Raw genomic sequence first — 16,289 nt, 5'->3', positions numbered from 1 at the left:
ATACATATAGAAGACTATCATAGCCTACAGGAGGTATGTATGCCATCAGGTCAAATTATCAAAGCAATTAGCGGATTTTATTATGTTCGGACCGATCAAGGGGAAACCTACGAATGTAAGGCGCGTGGGGTTTTTAAGTTTGAGAAGAAAAAATGTAAGCCATTAGTAGGGGATTATGTACAGTTTGACGAAACAGACGCAGGCAAAGGATACGTAACTGCAATCGAACCACGTCAGACAGAGCTAGTACGCCCTGCAATTGCCAATGTAACACAGGCAGTGGTTGTGTGCTCACTGCGAGAGCCTGCGTTCCAACAAATGCCTCTGGATCGCTTTTTAGTCCATGCAGAGCATGCTGGGCTCGAAATCGTCGTTGTGCTAACCAAACTAGATTTATTAGAAGACCCCGCTGAGCTGGAAGCAATTCGCGCCAGTTACGCTCCCACAGGCTATTCCATCGTGGCTACCAGTATCGAAACCACAGATGGGATTGAGCAAATCATGCCATATTTAAAAGACCAGATTTCCGTGTTTGCGGGACAATCTGGTGTAGGTAAGTCGTCCCTGCTCAACCGGATTCTACCCAATCATCAATTAGAAACAGGAGCAGTAAGTCAGAAGATTGGAAGAGGACGACACACTACCCGTTCCGTGGAGATTATCCCGCTAGAAACAGGGGGACTGGTAGCAGACTCACCTGGATTTAGCCAACTCACCTTTGATGGCATGGAGCCTGCGGACTTAGGGCATTGTTTCCCTGAGTTTCGTGAGAAGGCAGAAGGATGCCGTTTCCGCGGATGCCTGCACGTAAATGAACCAAGCTGTAAGGTAAGGGAAGCTTCCCAGACCGGCGAAATTGATCCAAAACGTTATGATCACTATGTAACATTCTTAGAAGAGATCAAAGAACTTCAACTTCGGAGGTACTAACATGAAGATTGCACCATCGATTCTGTCAGCAGACTTTGCTAATTTAGAACGAGACATACGATTGATTGACCAAGCAGGAGCAGATTGGATCCATGTAGATGCGATGGATGGCCACTTTGTCCCCAATATTACCCTAGGGCCACTTGTAGTAGAAGCCATTCGTCCGCACACGAAGTTACCACTCGATTGTCATCTCATGATTGAAAATCCAGACCAGTATATCCCTTCCTTTGCGCGTGCGGGAGCAGATTTGATTACCATTCATCAGGAAGCTTGTCCTCATCTTCATCGTACGATTTATCACATCAAAGAGTGCGGAGCTAAGGCTGGGGTGGTATTAAATCCAGCCACGCCTGCGTCCACAATCGAATCCATTCTTCCTGATCTAGACCTTGTGCTACTGATGACAGTTAATCCCGGCTTTGGAGGGCAGAAATTTATTCACTCCGTACTCCCTAAAATCCGTCAAGTGCGGGATATCGCCAATCAACTAGGAATAAACTTAGATATCGAAATAGATGGCGGTGTAAATAAAGAGACGGCTCCACTAGTAGCGGAAGCAGGAGCAAATGTGCTTGTGGCAGGCTCAGCCGTCTTTGGTGCAAAAGATCGTGCTCGTGCCATCACCGAGATTCGTGATGCGGCTTTATCGGTCTCTAGATAGGAGCTAAATCCATGAAACGAGTTGTCGTGATCGCGGGAGGAGAAGTAACCCAAGAAGACCTGCATCACATCCGTCCAGATGACTTCCTCATCACAGCTGATGCAGGGATTGAGCCGTTACTTGATTTGGGTATGAATCCTCATCTAGCTGTAGGGGATTTTGATACAGCAGGAGAGGAATACCTCTCTAAGCTCGAAGACTTACAAATTTCGTACCGTACACTGCCTAGTGAAAAGGATGTCACAGATACGCATTTTGCACTAGAAGAAGCTATTAAGCTACAGCCTAATGAGATTTTATTGTTAGGAGCATTAGGTGGAGCGCGATTTGACCATGCTCTAGCAAACTTATATTTGTTAGAGTGGCTGGCTACTACGACATCGATTCCTTGCACGCTCGTTGCTGGAAAAAATCAGATTTGCTTACTGATTGGTCCCACGACGATTTGTGTAACGAAGGGAGATACTAGGTACATTTCTCTGCTGCCTTGTAGTTCTCAAGTTGTCGGGGTCACATTAAAGGGCTTTCGCTACCCTCTAAACGATGCCACTTTGACTCGTGGCCTAAGCCTAGGAGTAAGCAACGAAATCACTCAGGAATCAGGCGAGATTACGATCCATTCAGGCAAATGCTTTTGCATTCAAAGTGCGGATTTTTAACTTTCTTAAGGGAATTTTCTTTCTTTGTTCTAGGTACATAATAGCGAGGATAGAATATAAATAAGTGATGACACGATGGGGCTCGTCATCGTGCGGATCCAAACGCTAATAGAACAAGGAGGGAATCGGGGTGAAGTTCTATACCATCAAGCTTCCGAAATTCCTCGGTGGGATGGTCAAGGCATTGATCGGGGTATTTAAAAAAAGCTGATAGAAATAATCTGATAGGGAATTATAAAGATACAAAAAAAGCACCCGTATAATCGAGTGCTTTTTTCAATATGGATTGGGCGTTAAAAAACCCACGATAACTAAACGCGGGTTACTTTACCAGATTTTAAAGCTCTGGTGCTTACATAAACGCGTTTTGGTTTACCATCTACCAAGATGCGCACTTTTTGAACGTTCGCGCCCCATTTTTTACGACTTTTACGGTTAGAGTGGCTAACTTTGTTTCCAGTAGAGCCTTGTTTACCAGTAATAAAACAACGACGAGCCATTTTTGCACCTCCTACCTAAACCATCACAATCACGTACGATCGGTCGGTATAAATCACCATGCAATTCTAACACACATGCTTATTCTCTGCAAGGCAGTTTCCATTATTGAATTTGCGAGATACGAGTATAATAGCAGATAAGGCTTTTTCTCTTTCTTTATCAAGAGGGTTGTTGTAAAATTGTCCTAGTAAAAACGCCTGAGAAACCTTCTTCAAGGAGGAGTAGTCATGAGTATTGATGTTTCGACCAACCTAGGTCAAATCGAAGTTTCCAATGATGTTATTGCTACCATAGCAGGGATTTCTGCGATGGATTGCTATGGTCTCGTCGGAATGGCTTCCCGTAAACAAATTAAAGATGGAATTGCGGAATTGCTCGGTCGTGAAAATCTCAGTAAAGGCATCGTGGTTCGTCAAGAAGGAAGCGAACTGATTGTCGATATGCATATTATTGTGGGTTACGGCACGAAAATTTCCGTGGTAGCACACAATGTGCAAGCAAAAGTGAAATATACTTTAGACCAATTAGTAGGAATTAAAGTAAACTATGTAAATGTCTTTGTTCAAGGTGTTCGATTGGTGAATGAAGAGTAAGGAGGAGCCCAGTTGGCACAACGCGAAATTGTTGCAAGTTTATTTTTACAAATGATGCGTGCGGGCGCGAACAATCTTAATCGCAACGTTGAGATGGTAAACGCCCTCAACGTTTTCCCTGTTCCAGACGGCGATACTGGAACCAATATGAGTTTGACGATTACATCTGGTGTGAAAGAGATGGAGAAGTTTGCGGATGAAGCAAACATCGGGAAACTAGCGGAAGCGCTTGCAAAAGGATTACTGATGGGGGCAAGAGGAAATTCGGGCGTTATTTTGTCTCAGCTTTTCCGTGGTTTTTCAAAAGCATTAGCCGGAAATGAAACGATGAGCCCTCGCCAGTTAGCAGAAGCATTTCAACGAGGAGTGGAAACGGCTTATAAGGCGGTTCTCAAACCAGTTGAGGGAACGATCCTCACGGTTGCGCGGGAAGCGGCAGAGGCTGGTGTGAAGCGCTCTCGGAGTACGAACGATCCGATTGAAGTATTAGAAGCCGTTGTAAATGAAGCAAAAGTCACCCTAGACCGTACACCGGAGATGCTTCCTGTATTAAAACAAGCAGGTGTTGTGGATGCAGGTGGAGAAGGATTGTTGCTAGTATATAAGGGGATGCTCTCTGTTTTAACAGGTGAAGTGGTCGCGGACCAACCAGCAACCAAAGAGGATCTTCCTAGTTTAGAAAGTTTAGCTGAAATGGCTCATCATGATAATGCACAAGCGAAAATTGATCCAGCTACGATTGAAAATGGCTACTGTACAGAGTTTATGGTGGATTTAAAAACGACCCGTCGTCCAGTAGATGCTTTCTCGGAAGGGGATTTTCGCGAAGAGCTATCTCAATTTGGGGATTCACTCTTAGTGATCTCAGATGAAGAGCTTGTAAAGGTGCATATTCATGCCGAGCATCCAGGTGACGCTCTTAGTTATGCTCAAAAATATGGTGATCTCATTAAGATCAAGATTGAAAATATGCGTGAACAATATGCAACGGCAACGGAAGGGCATACATCTTCCCATTCTCATGGTTCAAAAGTAGAAAAACCAGCCATAGAAGTAGAGAAAAAGCCATACGGGATTGTATCGATTGTGGCAGGCTCTGGAGTAGCGGATATTATGCGTAGTTTGGGAGTCGATGTGGTGATCGAGGGCGGTCAAACGATGAATCCAAGTACGGAAGATATCGTGAAAGCGATTGGGCAAATTCATGCAGAGCATATTATCATTTTACCGAACAACAAGAACATTATTTGGACTGCAGAACAAGTGGGCGAGGTAGTGGACGTGCCGGTAACGGTACTAGCTACTAAGACGATTCCGCAGGGATTAGCGTCATTGTTAGCATTTGATAAGGATGCTACACCTGAGGCAAACAAAACCAATATGACTTCTGCTTATAAGGCCATACGATCAGGTGAGCTTACTTATGCCGTACGTGATACTCAGATTGATGAGCATCAGATTAAACAAGGTGATTATCTAGGAATCACAGAAGGTAAGATTGAGGTAGTGGGGCAAGATTTGATGGATACTGCTTTTACGTTATTAGGTGAGATGGCGGTTGATGGAGCAGATGTTGTTACTGTTATCTACGGTCAAGATGTATCTTCAGATCAAGCAGATGAGCTGACAAAACGTTTGGGCGATGCTTACCCAGATGTAGAAATTGAGGTTCATGATGGAGGACAGCCACTCTATTACTTCTTATTTTCTGTTGAATAGCGAGGTGCCTTATGGATCAAGTAAAAGTAATTTGTGATAGCGCAGCAGATTTACCGAAAGAGTTAAGGGAAGAGCTTGGAATCAGCCTCGTTTCGATTCCGTGTCATATTGAAGGAACGACGTATTATGATGGTGTTGACTTCTTTGCGGACCAGTTTTATGTAAAATTAGCAGAAAGCAAGGAAATCCCATTTACTTCTCAACCGGCGCCGATGGATTATGTAAATGCATATCAGAAGGCAATTGATGAAGGTGCGAAGAAAATTCTTCTCGTTTCTCTTTCATCGGGTCTAAGTGGCTCTTATCAGACCGCCGTGCTCGCTTCTACGATGATGGAAAATCCAGATGTGGAGATTGAGGTATTTGATACTCGTTCTGCTTCTTTAGGAAGTGGCTTACAAGTGATTGCAGCTGCTCATGCGGCAAAGGCGGGTAAGTCTCTAGAGGAAATCAAAGGGCTTTTGGAATCAAATCGAGAGCACACTTCTATTTTTTTCTTAGTGGATACATTGGAATACCTTCAAAAAGGTGGACGAATTGGAAAAGCATCCGCGGTTGTAGGCTCACTTTTGAACATTAAACCCATTTTGTCTGTAAACCAAGAAGGCGTTGTATTTGCGGTTGATAAAGTACGAGGTAAAAATAAAGCGTTTGAACGGTTGTTTGGACTTATAAAAGAGCAGACTCAAGCTGGAGCTGTGTCGATCGGAGTTATGCATGCGCGTAATCCAGAAGAGGCTGATAAATGGGTGCGACGAATTGAGCAGGAGTTTGAAGTGAAAGAACTAATTGTGACGGAGATTGGGCCGGTTATTGGAACCCATGCAGGACCAGGTACTGTTGCGATCTCAGTAGCACCGTATATCGAAATCTAAATGAAGCTCTATGAAGAAATCCCCTTGTACCTTTTTTCTTGGTCTGATACATTTGTTAATAATTAGGATTTGGTGAATGAGGATTTTTGTAGATCTTAGATGGATGGGTAGCGATTGCATATGAAATATCGTACAGTTTTTGATATCATTGGACCTGTTATGATTGGTCCTTCTAGCTCGCACACAGCAGGCGCTGCGAGGATTGGTAGGGCGGCACGTACCATGTTTGGAAAGATGCCTCAGCACGTTAGTATCATTTTATATGGCTCTTTCGCAAAAACGTATCGGGGTCATGGAACTGATATCGCCTTAGTAGGAGGATTGCTTGACTTTGATACGTTTGATACTCGTATGGCTGAGTCGTTAGACATCGCGAGTGAAGAGGGCATGGCTGTCGAGTTTATCGAATCAGATGAACTGACAGATCATCCGAATACGGCTCGCCTGATTCTTCAAGATGGCGACCATCGTCTAGAAGTAGTAGGCATCTCGATTGGTGGTGGAAAGATGGAGATTACCGAGCTAAACGGCTTCCAGTTGAGTTTGTCGGGAAATGCTCCTGTCTTATTGGTCTACCATCATGATCGACATGGAGCGGTGGCGGCGGTAGCGACTATCTTAGCTAGGCACGAAATTAATATTGGATATATGCAAGTATCTCGTAAAGAAAAAGGGTCTCAAGCATTGATGTCGATCGAGACAGACCAGGTTGTGGATGAATTGCTCCAAGAAGAGATTCGCAAGCAACATGGCATGCTTTCAGTCACCGTTCTTTCATAAAATAACAACTTGTAACCCAAGTGAGAAGGCCTTTGAAAGTGTCTTTTACTTGGGTTATTCTACTGTTGGAAAGGGGAGCTAAACATGTTGTTTCGCTCAGTGGCAGAACTAGTCGAATATGCAGAATCAGAACAACTAAAAATCTCGGATGTGATGATGCGGCAAGAATCAGATGTTATGAATCGTCCGATAGAAGAAATTTATCGTGAAATGGAAGAAAACCTTCGAGTGATGGAATTAGCCATTGAACGGGGTACAACCGAAGATCTGAAGTCCAAAAGTGGGCTATCAGGTGGAGATGCACGGAAGATTATGATGTATCGCGAGAACGCTCCGGTTCTGTTAACGGGATCGACTGTTCTGGAAGCGGTTGCGAGTGCTACAGCGGTATCAGAAGTAAATGCGGCGATGGGGATTGTGGTAGCAACGCCAACCGCGGGTGCTTGCGGGATTTTGCCTGGCACGATTTCGACTGCATCGAAAAAATTAAACTCGAGTCGTGAGGACATGGTACGAGCTTTGTTTGTAGCGGGTGCGATTGGTTTTTGTATCGCGAATAATGCTTGTATCTCCGGTGCGGCTGGCGGATGTCAAGCGGAAGTGGGCTCTGCGACTGCGATGGCCGCGGCCGCTGTGGTCGAAATGGCTGGAGGGACTCCTTCCCAATCGGCACAAGCAGTGGCCATTGCGCTTAAAAATATGCTCGGACTGGTCTGTGACCCTGTAGCCGGATTGGTAGAGGCCCCTTGTGTGAAGCGGAATGCGATGGGTGCAGCGATTGCGATGGTAGCCGCCGATTTGGCATTAGCGGGAGTTGAAAGTGTGATTCCGACGGATGAAGTGATCGATGCGATGTATAAAATTGGCCGAGATATGCCGGTATCATTGCGTGAGACAGCGTTGGGTGGCTTAGCGGCTACTCCGACTGGTCGTAGTTTGGAGCGGCAAATTTTTGGAAATGAGTCATCCGAATGAGTTTGGCTCAGTATCCGGTTGATGTGTTGTCGGGCGTCGGACCTCAGCGTAAACAGCATCTAGAGGAGCTAGGGATTTCCACGATTCAGGATGTTTTGGAGTATTATCCATATCGTTATATCGACTATCGGGTGACCGATCTAGGGGAAGCAGAGCACGAATCCCAGATAACCGTTCAAGGAAAAGTGTATCAAACCCCCAGTTTTCGATGGTTTAAGAAAAATAGCTCCAGGTTATCCGCTCGTCTGGATGTGGATGGGATCATGGTCCAGGTGGTTTGGTTTAACCAACATTTTTTAAAGGATAAACTGATCCCCGGAAAAACGATTATGGTTTCGGGGCGCTTTGATCGTCATAAGCTAGAGATTTTAGCGAAGCGGACGTTTGTGAGTGAGGCTGAGCAAGAGAAGCAGGCGGGTCGTTTGGAGCCTGTCTACTCTGTAAATGCTAATGTACAAATCAATTGGCTTCGGAAATTGATTGAGGAGGCTTATAGGCGATTTGGCGGGGAGATTGGGGAGATTTTACCTTCTACTTTGATTGAAGAATACCGTTTACTTCCTCGTGCCACAGCGATGTACTATCTCCATTTCCCTAAGGGACAGCAGGAAGGTCATCAAGCACGCAGACGGATGGCATATGAGGAACTCCTCCTCTATGAAGCGAAATTATTGTATCTACGGAGGCTTCAAAAAACGGAGATAGAAGGGATTTCCCATCGCTTTGATCATGAAAAAGTAGAGGAGCTTGTATCCCAGTTAGACTTTCCTCTGACAGGTGCACAAAGACGAGTAGTAGATGAAATCCTAGATGACTTACAAGCTTCCCCTCAGATGAATCGCTTATTGCAAGGGGATGTGGGATCTGGGAAAACCGTTGTGGCCGCGATTGTCTTGTATGCGAACTATTTATCTGGTTACCAAGGTGCGCTTATGGTGCCAACGGAGATCTTAGCGGATCAACATGCCGAATCATTGCGAGCCATTTTGCGTCCACTGGGTCTTACGATTGTCTCGCTCACAGGGAATATGAGAGCGAGAGAGCGACGAGATACGTTAAGTCAGATTCAAATGGGATTAGCTGATATTGTCGTGGGGACACATGCTCTCATTCAAGAGGGAGTTGTTTATCGGCAATTAGGCCTCGTGATTACGGATGAGCAGCATCGTTTTGGTGTGAAACAACGTGCCTTGCTTCGTGAGAAGGGGAGTAATCCCGATGTCCTATTCATGACAGCGACACCGATCCCACGTACGCTAGCGATCTCTGTCTTTGGAGAAATGGATATCTCCACGATCGATGAGATGCCAGCTGGGCGGCAACCGATTGATACATATTGGGTGAAAATAGATCTCTTTCCCCGCATCGTTACCTTTGTCGAAAAAGAGTGCCAGACAGGTCATCAAGCATATGTGATTTGTCCACTCATTGAAGAATCAGAGAAGTTAGATTTGCAAAACGCGCATGACTTATATGAACAACTAACTTTGGAGCTTTCTCCTGTGCGAGTCGGACTTCTTCATGGAAAAATGAACCCAGCGGAGAAAGAAGAGGTAATGAGGGCCTTTTCGGAAAATGAGATTCAAGTGCTGGTTTCTACGACAGTCGTCGAGGTAGGCGTAAACGTTCCCAATGCTACGGTGATGGTGATCTATGATGCTGATCGCTTTGGACTTGCTCAGCTTCATCAGTTGCGAGGACGTGTAGGGAGGGGCGGCGGTGCATCCACTTGCGTTTTGGTTGCAGACCCACGCTCCGAGCAAGGAAATGAGCGAATGAGAGTGATGACGGAAACAACGGACGGATTTGAGATCTCCCGCCGTGATTTAGAGATGAGGGGGCCTGGCGACTTTCTAGGTGTGAAGCAAAGTGGGCTTCCTGCGTTTAAAGTGGCTAATTTGGCAGAGGATCTGAAGATCATGGAAGTAGCCAGGGCGGATGCGGCTTTGATTGTGAACGATCCCGAGTTTGGCTCGAAACCAGAGACGAAGCCCATTTATGACCGTTTGCAGGCAGAGGGATTAAATAGTAAGAGTTTTGATTAAGAGAAAATAAGTGATCCTAACTGATCGTTTGGTTAGGGTTTGCCCAATACGACCTCTTTGTGGTGGCGCTAAGAGGTCATCTGTAGAATAAGGTGAACTTTATGTACGATATTATTATTAGAAAAACGAAAATTGCCGCTGTTACTGGTTTTGTTTGTGCACTTCTATATTATTTTACGAGTTCTGATGGTATAGATGCTATGGAGGGTCCGGGGAGTTTATTAGTCTATGCTGTCATTACGTTCTTCGCATGCTTTCTTATCTCGGCCTCTTTTGGCACAGCTTCTTCCATTTATATTGATTGGGTGTCTCACGATGTGGAGAATAAAGGTTTCAAATGGGCTTTAAAAATTGCTTTATACGGTACCTTTGGCTACATGGTAGACGCAATGCTATCTTTTGATTCTACGTTCACTATGATATATTTGACTCTATTTTTCTCTTATATCTACTTTCTTACAGATATTATTGTGAGTAAATTCCGCGGGGAAAAGATATGGCAGGATGATAATAAAATGTTTAAGATCGTTATGAGTTGCATAGTGTTGTTGATTTTCTTAGTTTGTTTCGGGATACAAAGTCCCTTTGATACTATTAGTAAACTATTATAAAAAGAAACAGCCTAGCCGATGTACGGTTAGGCTGTTTTCATGCTCAAATCCCTTATTTTTGCCCTAACAACATTTCCAACTCATCCAAGTACTCCTTAAACACTACAAATGCCTCGCGAATCGGCTCTGGAGAGTTCATATCGACGCCTGCATGTTTGAGGATGTCGATCGGACTTTGTGAGCTTCCTGCTTTCAAGAAGTCTAGATAGCGGTCAACTGCTGGCTGTCCTTCTTCGAGAATTTGCTTAGACAGGGCGGTAGCTGCACTGATCCCTGTGGAATACTGATATACATAGAAATTGTAATAGAAGTGAGGGATACGCGCCCACTCTAATGCAATCTCCGGATCGACTACGACGCCTTCACCAAAGTATTTTTTGTTAAGATCGTAGTACATCTGAGAAAGCACATCTGCTGTTAATGCCTCACCCGCTTGATCTTTTTGATGGATAAGTAGCTCGAATTCGGCAAACATCGTTTGGCGAACAATAGTGCTACGGAACTTATCCAAATGATGCGTAATCAGATAGAGACGTTTCTGTGGATCTGTTGTGTTTTTCAATAGGTAGTCGTTTAACAAGTTTTCATTACAGGTGGAAGCTACTTCCGCTACAAAGATCGAATAGTCCCCATAGACGTGTGGTTGAGTCTTTCGAGTGTAATAACTATGAATGGAATGGCCAAACTCATGAGCAAGTGTAAACAGGTTATCGACAGAGTTCTGCCAGTTCATGAGAATGTACGGGTTGGTTCCATAGGTTCCAAAAGAGTAAGCCCCACTACGCTTTCCTTGGTTCTCATAAACATCGACCCAACGGTTATCAAAAGCTGTTTGTAACACTTGTAGATATTCGTCCCCAAGTGGATGTAGGCCCTTAAGAAGCAGATCTTTTGCTTCTTCGTAACTAACCTTCATCTCCAGCTCAGAAGTGAGGGGAACGAATAAATCATAGAGATGTAATTCCTCTAAGCCAAGCGCTTTTTTTCGGATATCGAAGTAGCGATAGAGAAGAGGTAGATGTTCGTGAACAGTCTCGATTAGTTGGTCGTATACTGTTTCCGGAATTTGATTATCGTTTAATGCCTTTTGACGTGCAGATCCGTACTGACGAATTTTAGCAATAAGATTTTGCTTTTTCACCTGTCCAGATAGGGTGCTTGCAAGCGTGTTACGTAACTTACCGTATGTTTCATAGACGGCTTGGAACGCTTCTTTACGTACTCGAGAATCTTTACTTTCGAGAAGCTGGATGTAGCGACCGTGCGTAATTTCCACTTCTTCTCCATTTTCATCTAGAATGGAGGGAAATTTGATGTCGGCATTGTTTATGTAACTAAAGGTGCGGCTAGAGGATCCTAGCACTTCACTCGCTTGTGCGAGTAGAGATTCTTCTTTTTCTGATAAGGTGTGAGAACGGAAACGATTTAGTATTTCCAGTTCATATCCGTATAAAGAAAGTTTTTCGTGATCTTTGGCAAACGAGGTAACTTTCTCTTCGGGAATTGCTAAGATTTCTGGGCGGTAGTAGGACATGGCATTGCTTGCGTCTGTCATTAAACTAGCCGCACGGTCATTGTACGCTTGGTAATGGGAGTTGGTGGTGTCTTGGTCGTAACGCATACGAGCATACACAAATACTTTGCCTAATCTCTCTGAAACTTGGTCACGAATATGTAATGCTTGAAAAAGGATATCGGCTGAGCTTCCTAGCTTGCCTTGAAACTGGGCAAACCCGGGAAGAGTCGCTTTAATATCTTTATATTCTTGCTCCCATGCATCATCTGTGGCAAATATATCTTCTAATCGCCATGTATCTGGGATGGCAATTTCAGATCGTTTTGGTAATTTTTTTGCTTTCGATTCCATCTTAGATCCTCCTTATGATATAAAACGATAAAAATGGACATTCTTATCTTTATTATACCTATGTGATGATATGAGGTAAATCGGATTGCAAGTACGCCGAATTTCCCAATGGATTTTTATGTAATAAGTGCATGATAATATTCTCTTGTAGAAGTGTCATCATTTTGACTGAATGGGTAATTCCCGCATAAGGACTGGTCAAGCCTAGCAAAAACCTTTATGATTAAACCGTTACCTGATTAGAAAGGAGCAAATATAATGGCATTTAAAATGCATGAAATTCGTGAACTTATTCGATTGATAGATGAATCTCAAATCGAAGAATTTGAAATCCAAAATGAAGAAACCACCATTAAGATGAAAAAAAATAATGGGGTTACTGCACAGACAGTAAGCATCCCTGTTGCGACACAACCAGTGATTCAACATGTGGAACAACCAACTCCAGTCGCAGCACCTGTTGCGGCAGAGGTGGCGAGTCCAGCACCTGTAGTAGAAGCAACTCCGGTTGCAGCAGCACCTGATATGGAGGATGCTACTTTACATAAAATCGTCTCTCCTATGGTAGGGACATTCTATCGTGCACCTTCCCCAGATTCTCAGCCCTATGCAAAAGAAGGAGATCTGGTTCAAAACGAAACGATCGTATGTATCGTGGAAGCGATGAAGCTGATGAATGAGATTGATGCGGATGTAAAAGGCACAATTGTAAAAGTGTTAGTAGAAAATGGCCAGTTAGTAGAATATGGACAACCATTGTTCTTGGTAAAAACGTCCTGATTGTTCAGGAGGGAAAATGTGCATGTTTAAAAAAGTACTTATTGCAAATCGTGGAGAAATTGCTGTTAGAATCATCCGAGCTTGTCGAGAGCTAGGAGTTGCCACTGTAGCCGTTTATTCCGAAGCGGATCGAGAGGCATTACATGTGAGTTTGGCAGATGAGGCTTTTTGCATCGGTCCAGCTCTATCTCGTGAAAGTTATCTAAACATGACTAATTTGCTGAGTGTGGCAACTCTAGTTGGAGTAGATGCGATCCATCCTGGATATGGATTTTTATCGGAAAATGCCGATTTCGCTGAGCTTTGTGCGGCATGTGGCATTACCTTTATCGGTCCATCGCCAGAAGCCATCCTGAAGATGGGGGATAAGACAACGGCTCGTGAAACGATGAAAGAAGCAGGAGTTCCAGTCGTTCCGGGAACGCAAGGTGTCATTGAAGATCTCAATGAGGCTGAAGAGATTGCTACTTCCATCGGCTATCCCGTCATCGTAAAAGCAACAGCTGGTGGTGGCGGAAAAGGAATGCGAATTGTACATAGTTCAGAAGAATTGCGCCATGCGGTTACGCTAGCGCAGAAGGAAGCCGAAGCCAACTTTGGTAACCCAGGCGTGTATCTAGAGAAATTCCTAGTAGAGCCTCGCCATATTGAAATTCAAGTCTTAGCTGATTCCCATGGAAATGTCATTCATTTAGGTGAACGGGACTGCTCGATTCAACGTCGATACCAAAAACTGATTGAAGAAGCCCCATCTCCAGCCCTTAATCCAGAATTGCGTGAGCGAATGGGTGAGGCTGCGATCGCTGCAGCGCGCTCTGTTGATTATGAAGGAGTAGGTACGGTCGAGCTTCTCCTTGATCGCGATCGAAACTTCTACTTTATGGAGATGAATACTCGAATCCAGGTTGAACATCCTGTTACAGAGATGATTACAGGGATTGACCTAGTTAAAGAACAAATTCGGGTAGCCGCAGGAGAACCACTCTTAGTGAAACAAGAAGATATCGCTATCAACGGCTGGTCGATCGAATGCCGGATCAATGCTGAGCGGCCTGATAAAAACTTCATGCCATCGCCGGGTACGATTAAAACGTACTTAGCTCCAGGTGGTATGGGAGTTCGAGTGGATAGCGCTTGTTATCAGGGCTACCGTATTCCTCCATTTTATGATTCAATGGTAGCGAAGTTAATTGTCTGGGGAAAGGATCGCGAGGAAGCACTCGACCGCATGAATCGTGCATTGCATGAATTTGCGATTGATGGTGTTCATACTACGATTCCTTTCCATCAACTCATGATCCAGCACCCAAAATTTCGCTCTGGTGATTTTCATATTCAGTTTTTGGAAACGACTAATATATACGAGGAGGGAACCTAAGCTAATATGGAACATCTACCAACGCAAAATGGCAATCTAGGCAAAGTAGAGATTGCACCAGAAGTGTTGCAAGTTATTTCTGGGCTAGCTGCGACTGGGGTCAAGGGAGTTATTGGTCTAAGTGGCGGCGTCGTCGAGAACTTTAATCAGCTGATTGGTCGGAAAAGCCTGCGTCAAGGTATTACGGTAAACTTGGATGAGACCACAACGATTGAGGTATCGCTTGTTGTTGAATACGGGGTGCCAATCCCGGAAGTAGGAAAACAAGTACAAGAAAGTATCAAATCGGCTGTGGAAACGATGACGGGTATCCAAGTAGATCAGATTGTGGTTCGTGTCGAAGGAATTAAATTTCCACAACCTGAAAAAACAAAAGACGGGGAATCTAACCCAAGAGTAAGGTAAGATAGTAGGTAAGAAGTTACATCGAAACCGGGCCCAAGAAGGTGGCTCGGGTTTCTTTTTGGAGGATTTTAAATGAGTCGGAGATTATCAAGAGAAATAGCGATTCAATCTTTATATCAGCAAGATGTGCATCCTGAAGCAGATCTCCAAATGATTCGCGAATTGGAGAAGAAGGTTCAAGGGGAAGATTTGGGTTTTTATCGGTTCCTGGTCCAAGGCGTGAAGGAGCATCATCCTAAGATTGATCCTATTTTAGAGCGGTATGTAAAAGAAGGCTGGAAGCTAAGCCGTCTTTCTGCCGTGGATCGAGCTGTGCTACGTGTGGCTACGCTGGAGTTACTCTATCAACCAGAAACGCCATCTGGTGCGGTGCTAAACGAAGCAGTAGAGCTTTCCAAAGCATTTAGTGGGATGGAAACAAGCCGCTTTATCAATGGGATTTTAGGTAAATTGGCGAAAGATCTAGATCAGTTACGGGAAGAAATACAATAATAGGGGAGTAGAAGCGAATATTGCTTCGCTCTCTTTTTATATTGTTCGGATTTTCCTTTACAGCTTTCGTAGAAACGAATAAACTGGATGATAATATGTGAAACCATAACATATCTAAAAACTACGGTCTATAAGGGTGATGACAAATGGCACAATTAATCAATGGAAAACAAATCGCAAGTGATATTCGTCAAGAGTTAAAAGAGGAAGTCTCACAGTTACAGCAACAGGGAATTCGTCCGGGTTTGATGGTGATATTTGTTGGGAATAATCCAGCTTCCCAGTCGTATATCCGTGGGAAAGTTCGTGCGGCCACAGAGGTTGGGATTGCGTCAGAAGTCCTTCGGATGGGCGAAGATATAACGGAAACGCAACTTCTTGATAGAATTGAAGAATTGAACCAAGATGAGGCGGTTCATGGGATTCTGGTACAATTACCTCTACCGAAGCATATTGACGAGTTAAAAGTAATCGAAGCGATTTCACCCGAGAAAGATGTAGACGGATTTACCCCGATTAATGTAGGAAAAATGATGACTGGATTGAATTGTTATCTACCGTGTACGCCATTTGGAATTATGCAACTTTTAGAGCGTTCTAATGTTACAATAGATGGAAAGCATGTAGTGGTGATTGGAAGAAGTAATATTGTAGGGAAGCCGGTTTCGATTTTACTGCAACGTGCCAATGCTACGGTTACGATGTGTCATTCTCGTACGCCGGATTTAGCAACCTTTACTAGGCAGGCTGATATTATTGTGAGTGCTGTGGGAAGGGTGGGCTTGATTACAGCTGATCATATCAAAGAGGATGCGGTTGTGATTGATGTGGCGATGAATCGGAATGAGGAAGGTAAGTTGGTTGGTGACGTGTTGTTTGATGAGGTGTTCGATAAGGCATCTGCTATTACGCCTGTGCCGGGTGGTGTAGGGCCGATGACGATTGCGATGTTGATGCATAATACGATTGAAGCGGCGAAACGTGCGAGTGAGGATAGTGTGGAGTAAGTTTAGGA

The 16,289-nt window shown here is 44.2% G+C and carries 17 protein-coding genes; 15 read left to right on the top strand and 2 right to left on the bottom strand.

Annotation, left to right across the window (positions count from 1 at the left end; genetic code table 11):
* Positions 1 to 39: 39 nt before the first annotated feature.
* The 4 genes from rsgA (at position 40) to spoVM (ending at position 2,464) form a co-directional block, all read left to right on the top strand.
* The gene (gene rsgA, locus EDD57_RS03510; protein WP_131848100.1) at positions 40 to 930 is read left to right on the top strand and encodes a ribosome small subunit-dependent GTPase A; all 891 of its coding nucleotides are present in this window, start codon (positions 40 to 42) and stop codon (positions 928 to 930) included.
* A 1-nt stretch (position 931) separates the two neighbouring features.
* Complete coding sequence (gene rpe, locus EDD57_RS03505) at positions 932 to 1,594, top strand: ribulose-phosphate 3-epimerase (protein ID WP_131848099.1); 663 nt, start codon at positions 932 to 934, stop codon at positions 1,592 to 1,594.
* A gap of 11 nt (positions 1,595 to 1,605) precedes the next feature.
* On the top strand, positions 1,606 to 2,253 hold the full coding sequence (locus EDD57_RS03500; RefSeq protein WP_131848098.1) for a thiamine diphosphokinase: 648 nt from the start codon (positions 1,606 to 1,608) through the stop codon (positions 2,251 to 2,253).
* 130 nt (positions 2,254 to 2,383) lie between these two features.
* Entirely contained in the window at positions 2,384 to 2,464 is an 81-nt protein-coding gene (gene spoVM, locus EDD57_RS03495) for a stage V sporulation protein SpoVM (RefSeq protein ID WP_131848127.1), read from the top strand.
* Between the two features lie 100 nt (positions 2,465 to 2,564).
* On the opposite strand, the gene rpmB is transcribed toward spoVM, so the two are convergent.
* Positions 2,565 to 2,753: a 50S ribosomal protein L28 gene (gene rpmB, locus EDD57_RS03490; RefSeq protein ID WP_072334255.1), complete on the bottom strand. Its 189-nt coding sequence runs from the start codon at positions 2,751 to 2,753 to the stop codon at positions 2,565 to 2,567.
* A gap of 228 nt (positions 2,754 to 2,981) precedes the next feature.
* Here rpmB and EDD57_RS03485 point away from each other — a divergent pair, with 228 nt between their 5' ends.
* From EDD57_RS03485 to recG, 6 genes are all read left to right on the top strand, one after another.
* Complete coding sequence (locus tag EDD57_RS03485) at positions 2,982 to 3,347, top strand: Asp23/Gls24 family envelope stress response protein (RefSeq protein WP_131848097.1); 366 nt, start codon at positions 2,982 to 2,984, stop codon at positions 3,345 to 3,347.
* 12 nt (positions 3,348 to 3,359) lie between these two features.
* Complete coding sequence (locus EDD57_RS03480) at positions 3,360 to 5,066, top strand: DAK2 domain-containing protein (protein WP_131848096.1); 1,707 nt, start codon at positions 3,360 to 3,362, stop codon at positions 5,064 to 5,066.
* Between the two features lie 11 nt (positions 5,067 to 5,077).
* Positions 5,078 to 5,941, top strand: a complete 864-nt coding sequence (locus EDD57_RS03475) for a DegV family protein (RefSeq protein WP_131848095.1) — start codon at positions 5,078 to 5,080, stop codon at positions 5,939 to 5,941.
* 120 nt (positions 5,942 to 6,061) lie between these two features.
* Positions 6,062 to 6,721 carry an L-serine ammonia-lyase, iron-sulfur-dependent subunit beta gene (gene sdaAB, locus EDD57_RS03470; RefSeq protein WP_131848094.1) on the top strand — a complete coding sequence of 220 codons (660 nt, stop codon included), beginning with the start codon at positions 6,062 to 6,064 and terminating at the stop codon, positions 6,719 to 6,721.
* An 87-nt stretch (positions 6,722 to 6,808) separates the two neighbouring features.
* Positions 6,809 to 7,696, top strand: a complete 888-nt coding sequence (sdaAA, locus tag EDD57_RS03465; RefSeq protein WP_131848126.1) for an L-serine ammonia-lyase, iron-sulfur-dependent, subunit alpha — start codon at positions 6,809 to 6,811, stop codon at positions 7,694 to 7,696.
* Entirely contained in the window at positions 7,693 to 9,741 is a 2,049-nt protein-coding gene (recG, locus tag EDD57_RS03460; RefSeq protein ID WP_131848093.1) for an ATP-dependent DNA helicase RecG, read from the top strand. The genes sdaAA and recG overlap by 4 nt, the downstream gene beginning before the upstream one ends.
* 663 nt (positions 9,742 to 10,404) lie before the next feature.
* Here the strand turns inward: recG and pepF are convergent.
* The gene (pepF, locus tag EDD57_RS03455; RefSeq protein WP_131848092.1) at positions 10,405 to 12,219 is read right to left on the bottom strand and encodes an oligoendopeptidase F; all 1,815 of its coding nucleotides are present in this window, start codon (positions 12,217 to 12,219) and stop codon (positions 10,405 to 10,407) included.
* A 258-nt stretch (positions 12,220 to 12,477) separates the two neighbouring features.
* On the opposite strand from pepF, the gene accB reads away from it, so the two are divergent.
* The 5 genes from accB (at position 12,478) to folD (ending at position 16,281) form a co-directional block, all read left to right on the top strand.
* On the top strand, positions 12,478 to 12,999 hold the full coding sequence (gene accB, locus EDD57_RS03450) for an acetyl-CoA carboxylase biotin carboxyl carrier protein (protein WP_131848091.1): 522 nt from the start codon (positions 12,478 to 12,480) through the stop codon (positions 12,997 to 12,999).
* Positions 13,000 to 13,021: 22 nt separating this feature from the next.
* A complete protein-coding gene (gene accC, locus EDD57_RS03445; protein ID WP_131848090.1) occupies positions 13,022 to 14,377 on the top strand; it encodes an acetyl-CoA carboxylase biotin carboxylase subunit in 1,356 nt (451 codons plus the stop codon).
* A 6-nt stretch (positions 14,378 to 14,383) separates the two neighbouring features.
* On the top strand, positions 14,384 to 14,782 hold the full coding sequence (locus EDD57_RS03440; protein ID WP_131848089.1) for an Asp23/Gls24 family envelope stress response protein: 399 nt from the start codon (positions 14,384 to 14,386) through the stop codon (positions 14,780 to 14,782).
* Between the two features lie 72 nt (positions 14,783 to 14,854).
* Complete coding sequence (nusB, locus tag EDD57_RS03435; RefSeq protein ID WP_131848088.1) at positions 14,855 to 15,274, top strand: transcription antitermination factor NusB; 420 nt, start codon at positions 14,855 to 14,857, stop codon at positions 15,272 to 15,274.
* Between the two features lie 146 nt (positions 15,275 to 15,420).
* Positions 15,421 to 16,281 (top strand): bifunctional methylenetetrahydrofolate dehydrogenase/methenyltetrahydrofolate cyclohydrolase FolD, encoded by an 861-nt coding sequence (folD, locus tag EDD57_RS03430; protein WP_131848087.1) that lies wholly within the window; start codon positions 15,421 to 15,423, stop codon positions 16,279 to 16,281.
* Positions 16,282 to 16,289: the final 8 nt, after the last annotated feature.

The organism is Baia soyae (assembly GCF_004341445.1).
Classification (GTDB): domain Bacteria; phylum Bacillota; class Bacilli; order Thermoactinomycetales; family Thermoactinomycetaceae; genus Baia; species Baia soyae.
Note: the sequence above shows the minus strand (reverse complement) of the source record. Positions and strands in the feature narration are given on the sequence as shown.

Bases quoted from the DNA above. Each gene is read 5' to 3' on its own strand.
- nusB (WP_131848088.1), top strand. From the start codon at position 14,855: ATGAGTCGGAGATTATCAAGAGAAATAGCGATTCAATCTTTATATCAG.
- rpe (WP_131848099.1), top strand. From the start codon at position 932: ATGAAGATTGCACCATCGATTCTGTCAGCAGACTTTGCTAATTTAGAA.
- EDD57_RS03440 (WP_131848089.1), top strand. From the start codon at position 14,384: ATGGAACATCTACCAACGCAAAATGGCAATCTAGGCAAAGTAGAGATT.
- EDD57_RS03485 (WP_131848097.1), top strand. From the start codon at position 2,982: ATGAGTATTGATGTTTCGACCAACCTAGGTCAAATCGAAGTTTCCAAT.
- pepF (WP_131848092.1), bottom strand. From the start codon at position 12,219: ATGGAATCGAAAGCAAAAAAATTACCAAAACGATCTGAAATTGCCATC.
- accB (WP_131848091.1), top strand. From the start codon at position 12,478: ATGGCATTTAAAATGCATGAAATTCGTGAACTTATTCGATTGATAGAT.
- EDD57_RS03500 (WP_131848098.1), top strand. From the start codon at position 1,606: ATGAAACGAGTTGTCGTGATCGCGGGAGGAGAAGTAACCCAAGAAGAC.
- EDD57_RS03475 (WP_131848095.1), top strand. From the start codon at position 5,078: ATGGATCAAGTAAAAGTAATTTGTGATAGCGCAGCAGATTTACCGAAA.
- rpmB (WP_072334255.1), bottom strand. From the start codon at position 2,753: ATGGCTCGTCGTTGTTTTATTACTGGTAAACAAGGCTCTACTGGAAAC.
- rsgA (WP_131848100.1), top strand. From the start codon at position 40: ATGCCATCAGGTCAAATTATCAAAGCAATTAGCGGATTTTATTATGTT.
- sdaAB (WP_131848094.1), top strand. From the start codon at position 6,062: ATGAAATATCGTACAGTTTTTGATATCATTGGACCTGTTATGATTGGT.
- accC (WP_131848090.1), top strand. From the start codon at position 13,022: ATGTTTAAAAAAGTACTTATTGCAAATCGTGGAGAAATTGCTGTTAGA.
- folD (WP_131848087.1), top strand. From the start codon at position 15,421: ATGGCACAATTAATCAATGGAAAACAAATCGCAAGTGATATTCGTCAA.
- recG (WP_131848093.1), top strand. From the start codon at position 7,693: ATGAGTTTGGCTCAGTATCCGGTTGATGTGTTGTCGGGCGTCGGACCT.